Source organism: Sphingomonas oryzagri, assembly GCF_029906645.1.
GTDB lineage: Bacteria > Pseudomonadota > Alphaproteobacteria > Sphingomonadales > Sphingomonadaceae > Solisphingomonas > Solisphingomonas oryzagri.
This window is the reverse complement of the sequence record NZ_JARYGZ010000001.1, coordinates 2,367,815-2,384,234: the sequence shown is the minus strand read 5'-3', so window position 1 is coordinate 2,384,234 and position 16,420 is coordinate 2,367,815. Positions and strand designations below refer to the sequence as shown.

Below are 16,420 nucleotides of genomic sequence, written 5' to 3'. Positions count from 1 at the left end.
AGCCATGAGCCTCGTGCTCGAGAAGCGATCCGACCTTCCTCCGCTTTGGCGCTGGTGGGGGGCGCGTGTCGGCATGACGGCGCTCGCGTCTCTTTCTGACGGGCGTCCGCCTGCCTCCTTCTCGCTCGACGTTGACCAGCCCCTGGACGTCGCGCCAGCGTTCGGGTCGGGACGGTTCGGTGCGCCGGCTCTGCGCGCCCATCGCGACGGCCGTAGTTTCTCGCATCGGTTCCGGCATGTCAGGACGGAGGCGGACGGGGCGCGCATACTAATGCTGCTGACCGATCCGGTTGCGCGGATCTCGCTCGAGCAGGAGGTCGCGCTCGACGCCAAGTCCGACGTCCTGACCCTTTCGACGCTGGTCCGCAACGATGGCGACACGCCGCTTTCGATCGAGTGGCTTGCTGCGGCGACGCTGCCTCTGCCGGCGGACTGCGAAACCTTGCGAGCCTTCACGGGACGTCACACTGCGGAGTTCGCTCCGGTGCTGGTCGCCATGCCGTCGGACTCGTGGGTGCGGGAGAACCGGCGTGGACTCACCGGGCATGCGGGCCCCCCTGGCGTCTTTATCTCGGGGCCGGGGGGCACGCGTCACGCCGGCCGGACCTACGCAGCGCAGCTCGCCTGGTCTGGCAACCACCGTATCGAGGTGGCGTGCGATGACGACGGACTGTGGACGCTTCAGATGGGCGAGGCGTTCGCGCCCGGCGAGATTGTGCTTTCTCCGGGCGCCTCGTATCGAACGCCGGCGATGCTGGCGACCTTCTCCGCCGATGGTCTCAACGGCGCGTCGCAGAACTTCCATGCGGCGATCCGCCGACGGGCGCCATGGCCGCGGGAGGGAATGCGTCCGCGGCCGGTCCATCTCAACAGCTGGGAAGGGCTCTACTTCGCTCAAGACGAATCGAGCCTTAAGGAACTCGCCACGCGAGCTGCCGTGCTTGGCGCTGAACGCTTCGTGGTCGACGACGGCTGGTTCCGCGGACGGGATAACGATGAGGCGGCGCTCGGGGACTGGGTAGCCGACCCTCGCAAATATCCGCGCGGGCTAGGTCCACTCGCCGGGCACGTGACGTCGCTCGGCATGGAGTTCGGCCTTTGGGTGGAGCCCGAAATGGTCAGCCCGGACAGCGACCTGTTCCGTGCCCATCCCGAATGGATCCTCCAGATCGATGGTCAGCCGCTGCTCACGGCCCGTCACCAGCTGGTTCTGGACCTGGGAAGAAGCGATGTGCGCGATCATCTCTTCGACAGGCTGGACGAGCTACTTTCGGGCCTACCGATCGCCTACCTGAAATGGGATCACAACCGCGATCTGGTCGCGGCCGGCGGAGCGGACGGCCGGGCCCGCTACCACGATCAGGTCGTCGGCGCCTACGCGCTCTTCGACAGGCTGCTGGCCGCCTATCCCGGGCTTGAGATCGAGGCGTGCGCCGGCGGCGGCGGGCGAATCGACGCAGGGATAGCCGAGCGCTGCCACCGCTTCTGGACGAGCGACTGCATCGACGCGACGAGCAGGGTCGAGATGCAGCGGGGCTTTCTGGCTTTCATGCCGCCCGAGATGATGGGCTCGCACGTCGGCGCGAGCCCTGCGCATTCGACCGGACGCAGCCAGGGTATGGCGTTCCGGAGCGCGGTCGCGCTGCCTGGCCATTTCGGTATCGAGCTGGATCCCGCCACGCTGGACGAGGCGAACGAAGCGCTGCTCGCGGACGGCGTCGCGCGCTACAAGGCGCTGCGTGACAGACTGCACCATGGCCGCGTCTGGCTCGGCGAAGGGCCCGACGGTCTCGTCTGGCAGGCGCACGGCGAAGCGGGCAGGGGGCTGTTGATAGTGACGCGGACCGCGCCCGGACATCTTCGTCGTCCGCCGTCGATCGTGTTGCCGCACTGCGCGGGAGCGGGCCCGCTCCGCGTACGGCTGCTGCATCTGGCGTCGGAAGCCGGCCATCCGGCGCCGGACGCCCCGCTCTTCGCGCGAATGCGCGAGGCGGGCGAGGTTTTCGATGGCGACTGGCTGGCCCAGGCCGGTCTGCCGACCCCGGCGATGAAGGCCGAGAGCGTCGCCGTCTACGAAATGGAGGCGGCATGAGCTTCGACCCGGCAGAACATCCGCATCGACGCCGCAACCTGCTGACCGGCCAGTGGGTGCTTGTGTCTCCGCACCGCGCCAAACGCCCGTGGCAGGGCGAGACGGCGCCACCGGAAGCGGGCCATGTGGTCGATCACGATCCCGGATGCTACCTGTGCCCCGGAAACATGCGGGTCAGCGGCGAGTGCAATCCCGACTATGAGGGACCCTTCGTCTTCGGCAACGACTTCGCGGCCGTGCAGCCCGACACGCCGCTGCCAGAGGGGTGCGATCCTCTGTTCGAGGTCGGCGAGGCGCGCGGAGAGGCGCGGGTGATCTGCTTCTCGCCGCACCACGGCCGGAGCCTGCCGGAGCTCGGAGAAGCGGAGGTGCGGGCTGTCGTCGAGACATGGTGCTCGCAATCCGCCGAGCTCGGCGCGATATACGACCACGTCCAGATCTTCGAGAACAAGGGCTCGATGATGGGGTGCTCGAACCCGCATCCCCACGGACAGGTGTGGGCCAGCGACTTCGTGCCCAGCGAGATCGCGCGCGAGGACCGACGTCAGCGGGCTTGGCTGGATCTCCATGGGGAGACGCTGCTCGACGCGGTCGCGAGAGCCGAGGCCGGCGGGCGTCGGGCGGTAGAGGAGAGCGAGCACTGGCTGGCGATCGTCCCCTGGTGGGCGAGCTGGCCCTTCGAGACCCTGCTGATCGCCCGAGATCCGGTCGTCCGGCTGGAGGAACTCCGAGGTTCAAGTCGGGACGACCTGGCGCGGGTCGTCCGCCGTCTGACCGCGCGATACGACAATCTGTTCGGCACGCGCTTCCCCTATTCCATGGGTTGGCATGGCGCCCCCCACGGGGTCGACGGCACGAGCGGATGGCGGCTCCACGCCCATTTCTACCCGCCGCTTCTACGCTCGGCCGCGGTGCGCAAATTCATGGTCGGGTTTGAGATGCTCGCCGAGGCGCAGCGCGACCTCACACCGGAACAGGCCGCCGAGCGACTGCGCGCCGTGAGCCCAGAACTGGAGACCGTATGAGTGCGCTTCACGAAAGGCTGCTCGCAGGCTTCGGGTCAGCATTCGGGGGAAATCCGGATTTCGTTGTCCGGGCGCCGGGGCGGGTCAACCTGATCGGCGAACACACGGACTACAACGACGGCTTCGCGCTGCCGGTCGCAATCGGCGTGGAGACGCGGATCGCTGTGCGACCCCGGCCGGATCGCCTCGTGCGATCGGTCGCCCTCGATTTCGATGGCGAAGTGGATGGCTTCTGGATCGAAACGCCGATCCGGCGCGCGGAAGGCGCGGGATGGCGCGACTATGTGCGCGGCAGCGTCGACGTCCTCGCGCGGCGCGGGTTCGGCCATACCGGGGTCGACATGGCGATCGCCGGAGACATCCCCAAGGGGACGGGGCTTTCGTCTTCGGCATCGCTGGAGGTGGCGGTCTGCCACGCCATGCTCGCGGCAGCCGGGCATGACGACGTCCCGGCGACGGAGATCGCGCTGATGGCCCAGGAGGCGGAGAACGACTTCGTCGGCATGAGATGCGGGAACCTTGACCAGATCGCCTCGGCGGCGACCCAGGCCGGCGCCGCGCTCCTGATCGACTGCCGATCGCTTTTGCTCGAAGCCGTCACGGTTCCTGACGGCACGGCCGTAATGATCGTGCAGTCGGGCGTCGTTAGGGGGCTTGTCGAGGGTCACTATAACCGTCGCCGGGCCCAGTGTGAGGAAGCGGCGGCGGCGCTCGGCGTGAAGGCTTTGCGCGACGTGGATCTCGCCGGCCTCGAGGACGGCCGCGCCTGCATGCCGGAAGAGACGTTCCGGCGAGCGCGGCACATCGTCACCGAAAACGCCCGGACCTTGGACGCGGCAGGCGCGTTGCGGGCCGGGGATCTCGCATCCTTGGGCAGGCTGATGGCCGAGAGCCACGTTTCGATGCGCGACGACTTCGGAATAACGGTCGAGCACACCGATAGACTGTCGGCGATCCTTGCCAAGGCGATCGGCGAGAGGGGCGGCGCGCGTCAGACCGGCGGCGGGTTCGGCGGCGCCGTTGTCGCCGTCATGCCGGTTGAGATCGTCGAGCGGGTCCGGGAAGCCGTGCTGAACGGCTATCGCACCCCGGATGGCGGCTCACCGCTCATTATGATCGAACAGGCCAGCGCCGGTGCTGGCCTCTTGACCGAGGCCAGGTGAACGCCGTGAACTTCCGAACCGATTTCAATATGGATGCGGTGTCGCGGTGGCGGCCCGAGCAGGTCGCGGCTATTCCGATGCAGGCGGATGCGTCGCTGCCCGTGATCGTGGAGCGTGACGTCGTCCCGTTGCTGACGGGTCACGTCGTCTGGGACATGTGGCCGATCGCCCATGAAGACGGCTCCACCCTGATCGCCGACGGCCGCAGCTTCTGGTTCTTCCTCACCGCGCCTCGTCTGCCCGACCCCGACCTGCGCCACGACATGGCGCGGATCCGGCTATTCAGCCGCGGCTCTGACGGTTGGCTCGATCATGGCAACACCTTCCCGAACGGGTTCACACCCGGGAGTCGTGAATGGTCGGGATCTGCGGTGCTCGGATCGGACGGCGCGACGCTCACCATGTATTTCACCGCGGCGGGTCGGGCTGGGAGAGAGCGCACCTTCGAGCAGCGACTGTTCGAGACGCGGGGCCTCCTCCGGATTGAGGACGGGCATCCCCATCTCGGAGGTTGGACCGAGCCGGTCGAATCCGTCGTCGCCGATGGCGCATGCTATGCGCGCGCCGACCAACGGGAGCCGGACTTCGGTCTGATTAGGGGCTTCCGCGACCCAGGCTACTTCCGCGATCCCGCCGACGCCTCCGAACATCTCCTCTTCACCGGTTCCGCAGGCTGGACCGACGAGCCCTATGGCGGGGTGATTGGCCTGGCGACGCGGATCGACGGGTGCTGGAAATTGCAGCGTCCGCTTCTGTCTGCGGTCGGGGTCAATGCCGAGCTGGAGCGGCCGCACGTCGTCTTCCATGCGAACCGATACTACCTCTTTTGGTCGACGCAGCGGTCGCGTTTCGCGCCGGGTGGTCCATCCGGCCCCAATGGACTCTACGCAATGGTCGCGGATCAGCTCGAAGGGCCGTGGCGTCCGGTCAACGGGACCGGGCTCGTAGCAGGAAATCCGGCGTCGAAGCCGCAGCAGGCCTATTGCTGGTGGGTCACTGGTGAACTCGACGTGATCAGTTTCATCGACCGGTGGGGAATGGAGGGATGCGACGCGCTTAGCGGTCCGGCGCTGGCATCCGGTCAATTCGGTGGGACGGTTGCTCCCTCCTTCCGAATATTGATTAGCGGTGACCAGATACACGCGGCGAGCGAGACGGAGCCAGACGAAAATGGCGGGTAGGTGCGGGAGTTCCGTAAGTGCCAGAAATTTTAGCCATCCGGTTATGCCATAGCGTCGTATTCCGGCCGCTCGATGCGAATCGAGGACGTTCGTCCGCCTTTGTATTATTTCTAAATTCTGACTGTTGTGTTTCGCACCGTTCCCTTGCTTCAAGTAAGTATTATTCCGCTTCCGTTTGCACGCGGAGAATGACTTCTTTCGAAGTTTCGCAGGTTTCATATTCCGGAAGCGGAGCGATAGCGCCTGCCGAATATATCGTTCGGAGGACGCTATCAGTCTGCCAGCCGGTCAGAAGCGGAAGCCCACCGTCCCCGTCCAGGTGCGCGGATCGCCGTAATAGACGGTCTGGATGTTGCCGACGGAGGAGAATTCCTGCGCATCCGTCTTGTAGATGGTATTGGCCGCATTCTTCACGCCGCCCTGCACGTACCAGTGCCCGTTCGGCGCATCGTAGCGGACATAGGCGTTGAACAGCCAATAGCCGTTCTCGTAGAGGCCCGGCCGGTTGTCGACGGACAGCCACTGCTTGTCCACGAAGCGGGCGTCGCCGCCAATGGTGATCGTGCCGGCCCCGTTCAGGTCGAACGCATAGTCGCTGCCGAGGCTGGCCGAGAGCGGCGGCGCAAAGGCGGGCTTGCAGACGATGTGCTGGCCGGTCGGGTTGCAGGAGAAATTGTCGGTGCCGTAGGGCGGCGTGCGGCGCGCATCGTTGAAAGTCAGATACTTGGCGTTGAGATAGCCGACGTCGGCACGGATCGACCAGGCCCTGGTCGGCCTGATCGCGAGCTCGGTCTCGATGCCCCAGATGCGCAGCTTGCCGGCGTTGATCACCGGGAAGGAGCCGCCGAGGATGCCCGTCGTGCCGCCGCCGACGCGCGCCTGGAAATCCTTGTAGTCGCTGTAGAAGACGTCGCCCGACAGGCTCACACGGCCGCCGAGGAAGCTGCCCTTGGCGCCGGCTTCGTAGGTCCACACCGTCTCGGGCTTGAAATAGGGGACGACGACGGTCTGGCCGTTCACCACCTGCGTGACGTCGCCGAGGCCGTTGACGCGGCCGTTGAAGCCGCCCGACTTGAACCCGCGCGAGGCAGACGCGTAGAGCAGCGTATCGCGCGTCGGCTTGTAGGAAAGCGTGAAGCTCGGCGTCCAGGCGTGGAAGTCGGCATGATCGAGTTCGTTGTAGGGCGCCGGCAGCGAACCCGGGAAATCGAACGGCGCGCTGGTGATCGTGCCGCCGAGCAGCGGATTGCCGAGCACCGTATAGGTGGAGCGGACATAATGCTTGCGCTCGCTGGTGTAGCGGATGCCCGCGGTGGCCGAGAGCTTGTCGGTGAAATCGTAGGTCATCTGCCCGAAGGCGGCGTAGCTCTTGGTCGTCTGGAAATCCGTGATGTAGCGCTGGAAGGTCGCCGGTGTGCCGAGCACGGTGATGTAGTCGTCATCTTCGGACAGCTGGTTCGAGGCGATGTGCTCGTTCAAATAATAGAGCCCGGCGACACCCTTGAGCGGGCCGTGATCATATTTCAGCTGCAGCTCCTGGCTCACCTGGCGCTGGCGCACGCCGACATAGGCGTCGGCGAGCTGGAGCTGGGTGGCATCGAAATCGAGCCAGTAATTGGGCTTCAGCTTGCGATAGGCGGTGATCGAGGTGAGCGTGAAGGCGTCGTTGAGTTCGACATTGGCGGTGAACGCCACGCCCCAATGGTGGAGCGTCTGGTCCTGCCCCGGCTGCAGGCTGGTCGAGGCCTTATAGTCGTAGGGGCCGTCCGGATAGGCGGGCGAGATCACCTGTTGCGCGCCGGTGATCAGATCGACGTTGGTGAGCGGCGCGGTCGCGTAACCGAGCGTCGGCCGGGTATGCTGATGGGTATAATCGCCCTCCAGCGTGAGCTCGACCTTGTCGGACGCCTTGTAGCGCAGGATGGCGCGGCCGGCCTGGGTGTTGCGGTCGTTATAGTGGCGGCCGGTGAGCGGATCCTCCACCGTGCCGTCGCGTCGGTCGTAGACGCCGGCGAGGCTCAGCGCGAGCTTGTCTGTGACGAGCGGGACGGTGACGTAGGCGTTGGCGAGCTTCTGGTTGTACGATCCGTAGGTGAAGTTGCCGCTGGCGTGCATCTCGTCCAGATCGGGCTTCTTCGAGATGATGTTGACCGCGCCGCCGATCGTGTTCTTGCCGTAGAGCGTGCCCTGCGGCCCGCGCAGCACCTCGATATGATCGACGTCGAACAGGTTGAACAGGGCGCCCTGGATGCGGCTGATATAGACACCGTCGACATAGACGCCGACCGCCGGATCGAACGTCTGCAACGCATCGGGCTGGCCGATGCCGCGGATGAAGATGCTGGCGTTGCTGGTCGATCCGCGGCCCTGCACCAGGTTCACGTTGGGCGCCGTGCCCTGGATGCCGGAGAGATCGATGGCCTGCTCCTTGGAAAGCTGATCGGCGGTGTAGGCGGTCACCGCGATCGGCACGTCGATCAGCTTCTCCGCCCGGCGGCGGGCCACCACGACGATTTCGTTGCCGCTCGGCTGCTCCGCTGCGACCGCGGGCGAGGCCGGGCCGGCGGGCGCATCCTGTTGCGCGAGCGCGGGCGCCGTCGCCAGCAGCGCGGTGCCAAGCGCGAGACGGATGCGAAAAGCGGCGATGCCGGAACCCATGAGCGTTCCTCCTCCTGAACCGGGCGACCTCCTGCGTCAGGGTTGCTCCGGCTTCGGATGCTCTATACTGAAACCTGAACCGGCTTTCAACTTTACAAAATGCCGGGCATGAAGACGAGGCGAGGATGAAAGGCCCGGAAGCGAAGAAGGGGGCGACGGCCACGGGCGCGAAAATTCCGCGCACCGAACGCGGGCGCCGAACGTTGCGCGCGCTGCTCGATGCGGCGGCCGACGAGTTCGGCGAGAAGGGTTTCCACGATGCCGCGATCGCCAAGATCGCCGATCGCGCCGGTATCGCGATCGGCAGCTTCTACACCTATTTCGATTCCAAGGAGGCGATCTTCCGCGCACTGGTGCGGGACATGAGCCGACAGGTGAAAGAACATGTCGTGCCCACGATCTTGCGCGAGCCGGACCGCCTCTCCGGTGAGCAGGCGGGCATTGAAGCTTTCCTCGACTTCGTGCGGCATCACAAGGCGCTCTACACGATCATCGACCAGGCCCGCTTCGTCGCGGCGGACGCGCATCACGATCATTATCAGAGCATCGCGGACGGCTATCGTGCGAGCCTCGACGATGCGGTTGAAAATGGCGACTTGATTGCGGGCGACAACGAGGTGCGTGCCTGGGCGATCATGGGGATGAATGTTTTTTTAGGCCTACGCTACGGTGTCTGGACAGACGATGGCGATCCTTCCGAAGTTGCGAAAGCGGCAAGCGAGATGATTAGCTCTGGCCTCTCACGGAAATAATATCGCTTCCGCGACGGGTTGGTCTGGCAGCTCGGAATCTATAATGCAGACGGGCGGCGAAGCGGGAACCCCGGTGCTAGACTGTAAGCTAATCAGAATAAACAGATTTGTGGGGATATGCGGGGTCCCGATCGGCGCCGATCGGGACCCCATCTGAAACTGATATGTCGAGGATATGCAGGCACTTACCTGAGGGAAGGCCGGGGTGCCGCTTCAGCGCCGATCCACACCCAAGGGACGGACGGCTGCTGCGGCCTATGTCCGCGCGTTCATCGCGGAGATGAAGCGCTCAGGGCAGATCGAAAAGGATCTCAAGGAGACTGGGCAGCAGGGCGTGCCGGTCTCGCCTGCCGCCTGATCAAACGACGTGATACGCATCTCGGATGCGTTGGCGTCTTGATGTTTCCGGTCGTCGCCCATGCGTCGCCGTTCAGCGTAAAATCACTTAATCCCGAAGCCGGTCGTTCGATTATGGCGAAGACGCAGCGCATTATCGTCGCTTCTCCGGCCGGCGTTGGTTCGGCGAGCTATGTCGTCTCCTGTCTGAACAACCAGTCTCGCGCCGCCTTGATGTAGAAGAATTTGCGCGCTGACCCCATGTGGTCGACGCCCTTGAAGGTGAGGAAGGTGATGTTGCCGCCTTTGGCGAGGTAGCCTTCGACCTGTTGGGTCAGCTTCTGCTGATCGTTGAGGGGGAAGATCAATTCGGGATCGAGCAACTCGGCGGGGCGCGTCACCCGGGCACCCGCCTTCTCCCAGACCGGCACGCATTTCTCGTTCCAAGGCGTGGCCTTGCCGTCTTCGGTGCCCGTGATGATGAGGACGTTCTGGTGGGCGAGCGTCACGACATCGGAGGGGCGCTGCTGGCCGGCGATGATGAGGCCACCGGCGAAGGTGCCGGGGTGTTTGGCCATCAGCCACAGCGAAGTCATGGCGCCCATGGACCAGCCGGTGCAATAAACCCGCTTGGGATCGATCTTCAGCACCTTGTCCGCCCGATCGGGCAGGTTGGGGTTGCCGTAGTTCCATGTGTTGGAAAGCAGCGATTCGACCAGCCTGTAGGTGTTCTCGACGTCGTTGGTATGCTCCCAATAGTCGTTCATCGTCGTGCGCTCATACCGCGGCGTGATGACCACGCATTCGTGGCGCTCCTGCTCCTCCGGGAGGCTCCAGATGCTGGCGATGCACTGCTCGGTGAGCGTCTGGGCGCAATTGCCGTCGTAGCTCGTGCCGGAATGGGTGATGGCGAGGACGAGCGGATAGGCCTTGTTCTCGCCGCCCTCCTTAAGGAAGGATTTGGGCAGGTAGATGCTGTATTCGAGCCAGGTCGAGCGCGTATCGTCCCACCACCAGTGGTTCTGCTCCCACGCATCGACGCCGCGGATGACGACGCTGTTGCCGCGCTGCCCGACGTTGCTCCAGACGGTGGCGCTGGGTCCATAGACAGCGCCTGCGGTCGTCGTGACCGCTTTGGTCTGCGTCAGCGACACCTTGTCGCTGTCCGTCGTCGGCAGGCTCAGGTCGGCGTCGTGCTGGAACTCGGCGATCACGAACATGCCGGGGACGCTCTTGCGGTCGGGCCGCAGCGCCGGCTCGGCGTTGGTGTAGATGGCCGCCACGGCACGCGGGCGGGCGGCGACCGTCGTCGCATTTTTGTCCGGCTCTTGCGGCATCCCGGCGAAGAAGCCTTCGGCCGCCGGAAAGACGCTGGCGCGAAAGGTGTCGAGCGCGATGCTGGCGGGATTGATGTCGGCATCATATTCGACCGCGATGCCGTAAACCTTCTCGCCGCCGCCGGTGACTTCGCAGATGGCATAGATGCTCTGGAAACCGGGGCCTCTCTTCTCACGCCGGCCCGGGCCACCGGGGCCGGGCGGCATCGACGCCGCCATGAACCCATTGGGATTGGAGGCCGCACGCGCCTGCCCGGACGCCAGGCTCGCGGCCGAGGCCGCGCTCGCCAGCACCGCGCCGGCCGCGACAAAATCCCGTCTCGATACGTCCGTCATGCGAGGCATCTCCAATCAGGTTTGTGCAATCGCCGCCAGCCGGCGCTTCTCTACTTCCTTTTGGCCGCGTGCAGCACGGCGAGTTGCCGCTCGATGTCCGCTGCGAACCGCTCCGCCGAACCCGGCGCGAAGGACGAATCCATGGCTTCGTAGGTGATGTCGCGATAGGCAGCTTCGTCAGGCATGTATTTGGCCGCCCCGTTCACCATCGTCACCACCATCGTGTGTCGGAATGGGGAACTGGCGCGGATCGCGGCGCCGGTCGCCGCAGACAGTTCCGCCTGGACACCCACGATGGCGGTATCGCCGATCGTCACGATGACGAAGGGAGCCCGGACCTCGCCCGCCGTGACAAAGCGATAGGCCCGGCTTGGCTTGATCTGCTGGAGGTCCTTTGGCCGCTCCTGCGCACCGAGCGTGACCGCGCCGTGCAGGACGCGTATCGCGTCTTCTCGGCTACCACTGGCCGGGAGAGGAGCGGGAAGGGCCGCGATTACGGCGTCTCCGAGCCGTTCGCCCTGTAGATCGACCAGCGGATAGCCCCGATCACCGATATCGATCATCCGGTAATCTCCCCCCGCGTCATAGACATACCGGCGGGCGGTATAGGCCGGCATCTGGTCGCCGGCGGCTCCGGTCAGGAACAATGATACGGAGCCGGGCCGAAGCGCCTCGATCCGGTGCGCCGTCGCGCCCGCCAGATCTGCCGTGACGCCCTTGCCCCCGTCGCCGCCTACGGAATGATCCATCACCGAGGACTGAACGGCATAGTTGACGAGCGTCGCGATCGGTCGATGGCTGTCCGTCTCGAGCGTGAGCACTCCAACACTGCTGTCCACGAAACCGGCTTCGTTGGCGCCCAGCCACCAGCCCCGGGCGGACGGATGGTTGCGGTTGGCGTTCACACGGCTCGCTCCGCCGGAGAAGACCGGTTCGACGGGTACCAGGCTCGCCGAGGCCTCGGACGCCGCTCTGCCGGCGGCATCGAGTAGCGCTGCCTGATACGTGATGGCGCGCTTCTGGTCCTCGGGCGACATCGCGACGCCAGGCGGGAGGTGGTCTGGCGCGAAAGCGTGCGGGGCCGAGAAGGTATGGCTCGCGATCACCAACACATCCTGGGGAGCGGTGCCCGTCGCCTGACCGATGGTCGCTTGCAGGCTTGCTACCAAGTCCTCGAAAATCGAGGTCTGGTCGATCACCGCTATCGCAGCACGCGCCTTACCGTCGTCGAGCAGGACGACACGTGCCTGCAAGGGATCATGTACCTGGGTGAAGCCATCGAGCGGCAGCACCGATGTCGGTATCGCGATCTCCTCACGGCCCGCGCCACCGAACAGCCGGGCCGAGGTCGGAATCGGCCATGCCATGAATGCGGCGATCAGGACGGCACGCGCCGTTCTCGTCAGCATCGATCCCCTCCGGGAGGCTTCGCGCCTCGTCGCTGCCTCTCGTATCGCGCGTAGCAAAGGGGCGCGCAGCAAGATCATTCGATCGGCGTCGACGGATATAGATTAGCCGATGGAGGCGGTTTTCTCGCCCTGAGCGCAGGCCCAAGAGAAGTGTGTCGCCCTGCGGCCGGAGGAGGGGAAAATGCGGATCGTCCATCGCTGGATCGCCATCGTCATTCTGGGCTTTGCCTTGTGGTTTTCGATCACCGGGATCGCCGTCCAAGGCATCGACATCGCGACCATCATGTCACATGCGCCGGCGACCGATCCCAACATGCTCGCGATCCGGGAAAGCATCGATGGCCCGCCCAACCAGATCGTGATCCGTCCGCAGGATTATGCCGCGCAGAGTTTCCCAACGGGGAGTGACTACGCCCGCCTGTTCGAGAGCCTAACGCGCGCGGTCCGCTCCGATCTCGGGCCGGCCGCTCCGCTGGCCTATCTTGATGTGCGAAGCGAGCAGGGGAAAGCCGTTGGCGAGGTCCGTTCCGGCGAAATCACTCTGCGTTATTCCTTAGCCGACGGGCAGAGGCTGCCGCCGCCGCCGAACGGACCGCAAGGGCCACAAAGCTCGGCGCACAATACGGCCAAGCATCTTCATCGCCTCTTTTTCCTCGGCGACGACATGCTTTGGCTGAACGCCTTCGTCGGCATCGGACTCGGAGCGATGATCGTGACCGGGATCGTCATGTACTTCCGGTTGCTCAAGGCGCGTGCGCGACTGAAGCGCTACAATCCCTTCTGGTCCGCCGGCGGCGCCTGGCGTCGCTTGCACCGCTCCGTCTCGGTAGTGGCGGCGGTGTTCCTGCTCGTCGTCGCGGTGACCGGTACCTTGCTCTCGATCGACAGCCTTTCCTTTGGCCTCTACCGCGCCCTCTATCCCGATCGGCTGGTACACGGCTTCTCACCGATTGGGACCGTAGGCGACTTCTCGACGCCTTTGCGCGATGACGAACGCGATCCGATGCTTGTCGCCACGCTTGCTGCCTACCGCGCGCACGATGGCGACCGGCCCATCAAGGCCATCCGGCTTCGCACCTTCGCGGGGCATCCGCAGGGCATCATCATCGCGGGCGGCGATGCGACCGAGCAGCTGATCTTCAACGCCCGGAGCGGGATGACGGAAGGGCTGAGCGGGGCGGGATACCCCTATACCGGGTTCCCGACCGGGTGGCAGCTTCATGAGTTGCTGAAGAGGATCCATCGCGGCGATGTGATCGGCGTGCCGGGGCGCGTGATCGATCTTCTTTCCGGTCTATCGCTCGCCTTCCTGTCGATCTCAGGGCTTGCTCTCTACCTCGATCTCAAGGGCCGCCGGAGCAAGGCGGGGCGCAAAGGGCTCTTCTGGCGCTAGCCCATCAAAAAAAAGGGGCGGCTCGCGTGTCGCGGCCGCCCCATGGATCCGACAGGCGATGGGAGAAGGGTTCGCCTACCAGTGGAAGGACACGGTCCCGCCGAACGTGCGCGGATCGCCGATGCTCTGCGCGGGAAGGACCGACTGCTTGACCGCATAGCTCGACACGTTTCGCACCCAGCCAGAGACGGAGAACTTCTCGCTGGCCGGCGTGAAGGTCATGCTGACGTTGCCCAGCCAGTATTTCGGCTGGTAGCCGTAGCCTGTGGCGTCGAGCACCGGGTTCACCCAATAGCCGGTCGTGTAGAAGCCGTCGCCGCCGACCACGAACTTGGCGCCCGATTGGAAACGGAACGTGTGGAAATAGCTGAAGTTCGCAGAGAATTTGGGCGAATGCGGCTGAACCGAACCTGAGATCAGATAGAAGAACGGCGCACCGGGGTCATTCGGGGTCTCGCTGTTATAGCCGTCGTAGCAACCCCCTGTCGGCGCCGCGACCGTCGCGCAGGTGCCCTGTTTGTGGTTGAAGATGGCGTGGGCGTATGTGCCGGTTAGCGTCACCACGTCGTCGGGCGTGACGTTCGCGCGCAGCTGCGCTTCGACACCGAGCGAATGGGCTCCAAGGCCGAACGTCGGGGTCTGGCACCCGGCACGGGGATCGCCGTTGTTGCAGATCGCACCGCCTTCGGGCGGCACGAAGCCGGTGTACTTGTCGAGGTTCTGATAGTTCGACATGTCGTAGTAGAAGAGGTCCGCGTTCAGCTGCACCGTGTTGTTGAAGAACCGGTTCTTCGTGCCGACTTCATAAGCGTGGTTGACCTCGCTCTTGAACGAATTGGGGTTGCCGGTGACCGGGTTCAGCGCGCTGAGTCCGCCGGGGCGGTAGGCGCTGGATGCGGTGAAATAGATCATCGAATGCGGCGCGACGTCATATTCGAATCCGCCACGATAATCGAAATGGTGGAAGTTGATGTCGAACGGACGCGTGATCGTCCCCGCATTGTTGAATTCGAAGGTGCGGTGATCGAAGCTCTCGCGCGCACCGGCGATCAGGCGGAAGCGGTCGGTGACCGGATAGGTGATCTCGCCGTAGACCGCGTTCGTCGCCGTCGTCGTGGTCTGGGGAGGCTGGCTCAGGAAAGCGGCATTGTCCGCTGAATAGGCCTCCAGATAATCCCAGTGGTAGTAGCCGAGGTTCCATTGCACGCGGCTTCCGGGTCCGTTGTGGAGCCGAAGCTCCCCGGTGAGCTGGTGGAAGGGATTGAACTCGTGCAGGTCGGCATCGGTGAAGACCGGGCCATTGGCGGCGCTGGTCGACCAGGGCGGCAGATAGATCGTCGCCTTCTCGCCGCCTGTCAGCTTCGAGTAGGAGAGCAGGGCATCGAGCGCCAACGCGTCGCTGAAGGTGTAGCTCGCGTTGCCGATGATCGTGTGGGAATAGATGTTGGCGTGGTTCTCGTTGACGGGATTGCTCGGGGACTGGCCCCACGGATTGGAAAGGTCGTTGATGCTGCCGCCCGAATAGACGGGAACCTTGTTCGTGAAGACCGGGAACACGTTCGAACCGTTGCCGGTGCCGCCTACATGATCGAGCTGGTAGGTCAGCTTCAGGCTGAACTTGTCGTCCGGCTTCCAGAGGATCTTGCCGCGAAAGGACTGGGCCTTGTTGTTGCCTTCGGCCGGGTCGAAATGGGAGCTCCGGCTCACCGCCGCGCCGGCCAGGCGGATCGCCAGCGTGTCGCCGAGAGGAATGTTGACCGCCGCCTCACCGCGGAAGAGGTTGTAATTGCCCGCGGTGAAGGTCGCGGTGCCCGAGAACTTGCCGAGGATCGGGTCGTTGGTGATGAGGTTGACGACGCCGCCGTCGGCATTCGGCCCGTATCGGGTGCTCTGCGGGCCGGCGAGCACCTCGATCCGGTTGACGTCAAAGAACCCGACGGCGGTGCTTTGCGAATTGATGTTGTAGACGCCGTCGGCGACGAGCGCGACGGACCCCTGCGTCGAGCCTGCGGGCAGATCGCCGCCGAGCCCGCGCACATCGATGCTGAAGCCGCCCGGCTGTGCGGTCGCCTGGATGCTGGGAAGGTTGGAGAAGATTTGGCCGACGTTGGTGAGCGCCTGGGTCTTGATCGAGGCGCCATCGATCACGGTGACGGCGGTCGAGACCTTCTGGACGTTCTGGGCCTGCCGGGTCGCGGTGACGATGATGTCCGGGATTCCCGCGCCGCCGCCCGGTGTGGAGGCGGTGCCTGCGTCGACGAGAGGCGGCGGGCTGTCGGTCGCCGTGGCCATCGGCGTCGCCTGGGCGAGCATCAGGGCGGTCCGTGTCGGCCGGTCGGGCTCCTGGGCCGCGGCGGTCTGCATGGCGACGATGGCGAATGTCTGAGGCCCGGTCTGGCGGACGGAGAGTCCGCTTCCGTCGAGCATCTGGAACAGCGCCTGCTGCACCGTCAGATTGCCGCGCACGGCGTTGGTGATCTTCCCGTGGGTGAACCTGCGCGCCGCGATGATCTGGACGCCAGCCTGCTGCCCGAGCTGTGTGACCGCGCTTTCCACCGACTGAGCCGGGATGTCGATGCTCCGGCTCTGCGCGACCGTCGGTACCGCGGCGAGCGCGACCAACGCGCTCGACGCCAGGAGTGCACTTCCCCCCAAACCCCTCATTCTCTCTCTCCTCTGCATCCGGAGCTTTTGCCCCTTGCATTGAGAAGGAGACATGAGGTCCTCCGATCCCTACC

Annotated in this window: 11 protein-coding genes; 7 read left to right on the top strand and 4 right to left on the bottom strand. The window is 65.0% G+C overall.

All coding sequences use genetic code 11. The features are described 5' to 3' along the window. Positions 1 to 4: 4 nt before the first annotated feature. Genes QGN17_RS11420 through QGN17_RS11405 form a run of 4 tightly spaced genes read left to right on the top strand, consistent with a single transcriptional unit; the run spans position 5 to position 5,461 of the window. Entirely contained in the window at positions 5 to 2,092 is a 2,088-nt protein-coding gene (locus QGN17_RS11420; RefSeq protein WP_281044615.1) for an alpha-galactosidase, read from the top strand. Then, a complete protein-coding gene (locus tag QGN17_RS11415; protein ID WP_281044614.1) occupies positions 2,089 to 3,117 on the top strand; it encodes a UDP-glucose--hexose-1-phosphate uridylyltransferase in 1,029 nt (342 codons plus the stop codon). The genes QGN17_RS11420 and QGN17_RS11415 overlap by 4 nt, the downstream gene beginning before the upstream one ends. Continuing rightward, positions 3,114 to 4,280, top strand: coding sequence for a galactokinase (gene galK / locus QGN17_RS11410; protein ID WP_281044613.1), 1,167 nt, complete (start codon positions 3,114 to 3,116; stop codon positions 4,278 to 4,280). The genes QGN17_RS11415 and galK overlap by 4 nt, the downstream gene beginning before the upstream one ends. Then, the gene (locus QGN17_RS11405) at positions 4,277 to 5,461 is read left to right on the top strand and encodes a glycoside hydrolase family 68 protein (RefSeq protein ID WP_281044612.1); all 1,185 of its coding nucleotides are present in this window, start codon (positions 4,277 to 4,279) and stop codon (positions 5,459 to 5,461) included. Before galK ends, QGN17_RS11405 begins: the two co-directional genes overlap by 4 nt. 288 nt (positions 5,462 to 5,749) lie before the next feature. Here QGN17_RS11405 and QGN17_RS11400 read toward each other — a convergent pair whose 3' ends face one another. Beyond that, on the bottom strand, positions 5,750 to 8,119 hold the full coding sequence (locus QGN17_RS11400; RefSeq protein ID WP_281044611.1) for a TonB-dependent receptor: 2,370 nt from the start codon (positions 8,117 to 8,119) through the stop codon (positions 5,750 to 5,752). A gap of 125 nt (positions 8,120 to 8,244) precedes the next feature. On the opposite strand from QGN17_RS11400, the gene QGN17_RS11395 reads away from it, so the two are divergent. Beyond that, the gene (locus QGN17_RS11395; RefSeq protein ID WP_281044610.1) at positions 8,245 to 8,871 is read left to right on the top strand and encodes a TetR/AcrR family transcriptional regulator; all 627 of its coding nucleotides are present in this window, start codon (positions 8,245 to 8,247) and stop codon (positions 8,869 to 8,871) included. Positions 8,872 to 9,076: 205 nt separating this feature from the next. Beyond that, positions 9,077 to 9,229, top strand: coding sequence for a hypothetical protein (locus QGN17_RS11390; protein ID WP_281044609.1), 153 nt, complete (start codon positions 9,077 to 9,079; stop codon positions 9,227 to 9,229). A 169-nt stretch (positions 9,230 to 9,398) separates the two neighbouring features. Here QGN17_RS11390 and QGN17_RS11385 read toward each other — a convergent pair whose 3' ends face one another. Together QGN17_RS11385 and QGN17_RS11380 are read right to left on the bottom strand one after the other, a co-directional pair. After that, complete coding sequence (locus tag QGN17_RS11385; protein ID WP_281044608.1) at positions 9,399 to 10,880, bottom strand: alpha/beta hydrolase-fold protein; 1,482 nt, start codon at positions 10,878 to 10,880, stop codon at positions 9,399 to 9,401. A gap of 50 nt (positions 10,881 to 10,930) precedes the next feature. Beyond that, positions 10,931 to 12,289 carry a hypothetical protein gene (locus QGN17_RS11380; RefSeq protein ID WP_281044607.1) on the bottom strand — a complete coding sequence of 453 codons (1,359 nt, stop codon included), beginning with the start codon at positions 12,287 to 12,289 and terminating at the stop codon, positions 10,931 to 10,933. A 181-nt stretch (positions 12,290 to 12,470) separates the two neighbouring features. Here QGN17_RS11380 and QGN17_RS11375 point away from each other — a divergent pair, with 181 nt between their 5' ends. Beyond that, the gene (locus QGN17_RS11375; protein WP_281044606.1) at positions 12,471 to 13,682 is read left to right on the top strand and encodes a PepSY-associated TM helix domain-containing protein; all 1,212 of its coding nucleotides are present in this window, start codon (positions 12,471 to 12,473) and stop codon (positions 13,680 to 13,682) included. A gap of 75 nt (positions 13,683 to 13,757) precedes the next feature. Here QGN17_RS11375 and QGN17_RS11370 read toward each other — a convergent pair whose 3' ends face one another. After that, on the bottom strand, positions 13,758 to 16,346 hold the full coding sequence (locus tag QGN17_RS11370; protein WP_281044605.1) for a TonB-dependent receptor domain-containing protein: 2,589 nt from the start codon (positions 16,344 to 16,346) through the stop codon (positions 13,758 to 13,760). Positions 16,347 to 16,420: the final 74 nt, after the last annotated feature.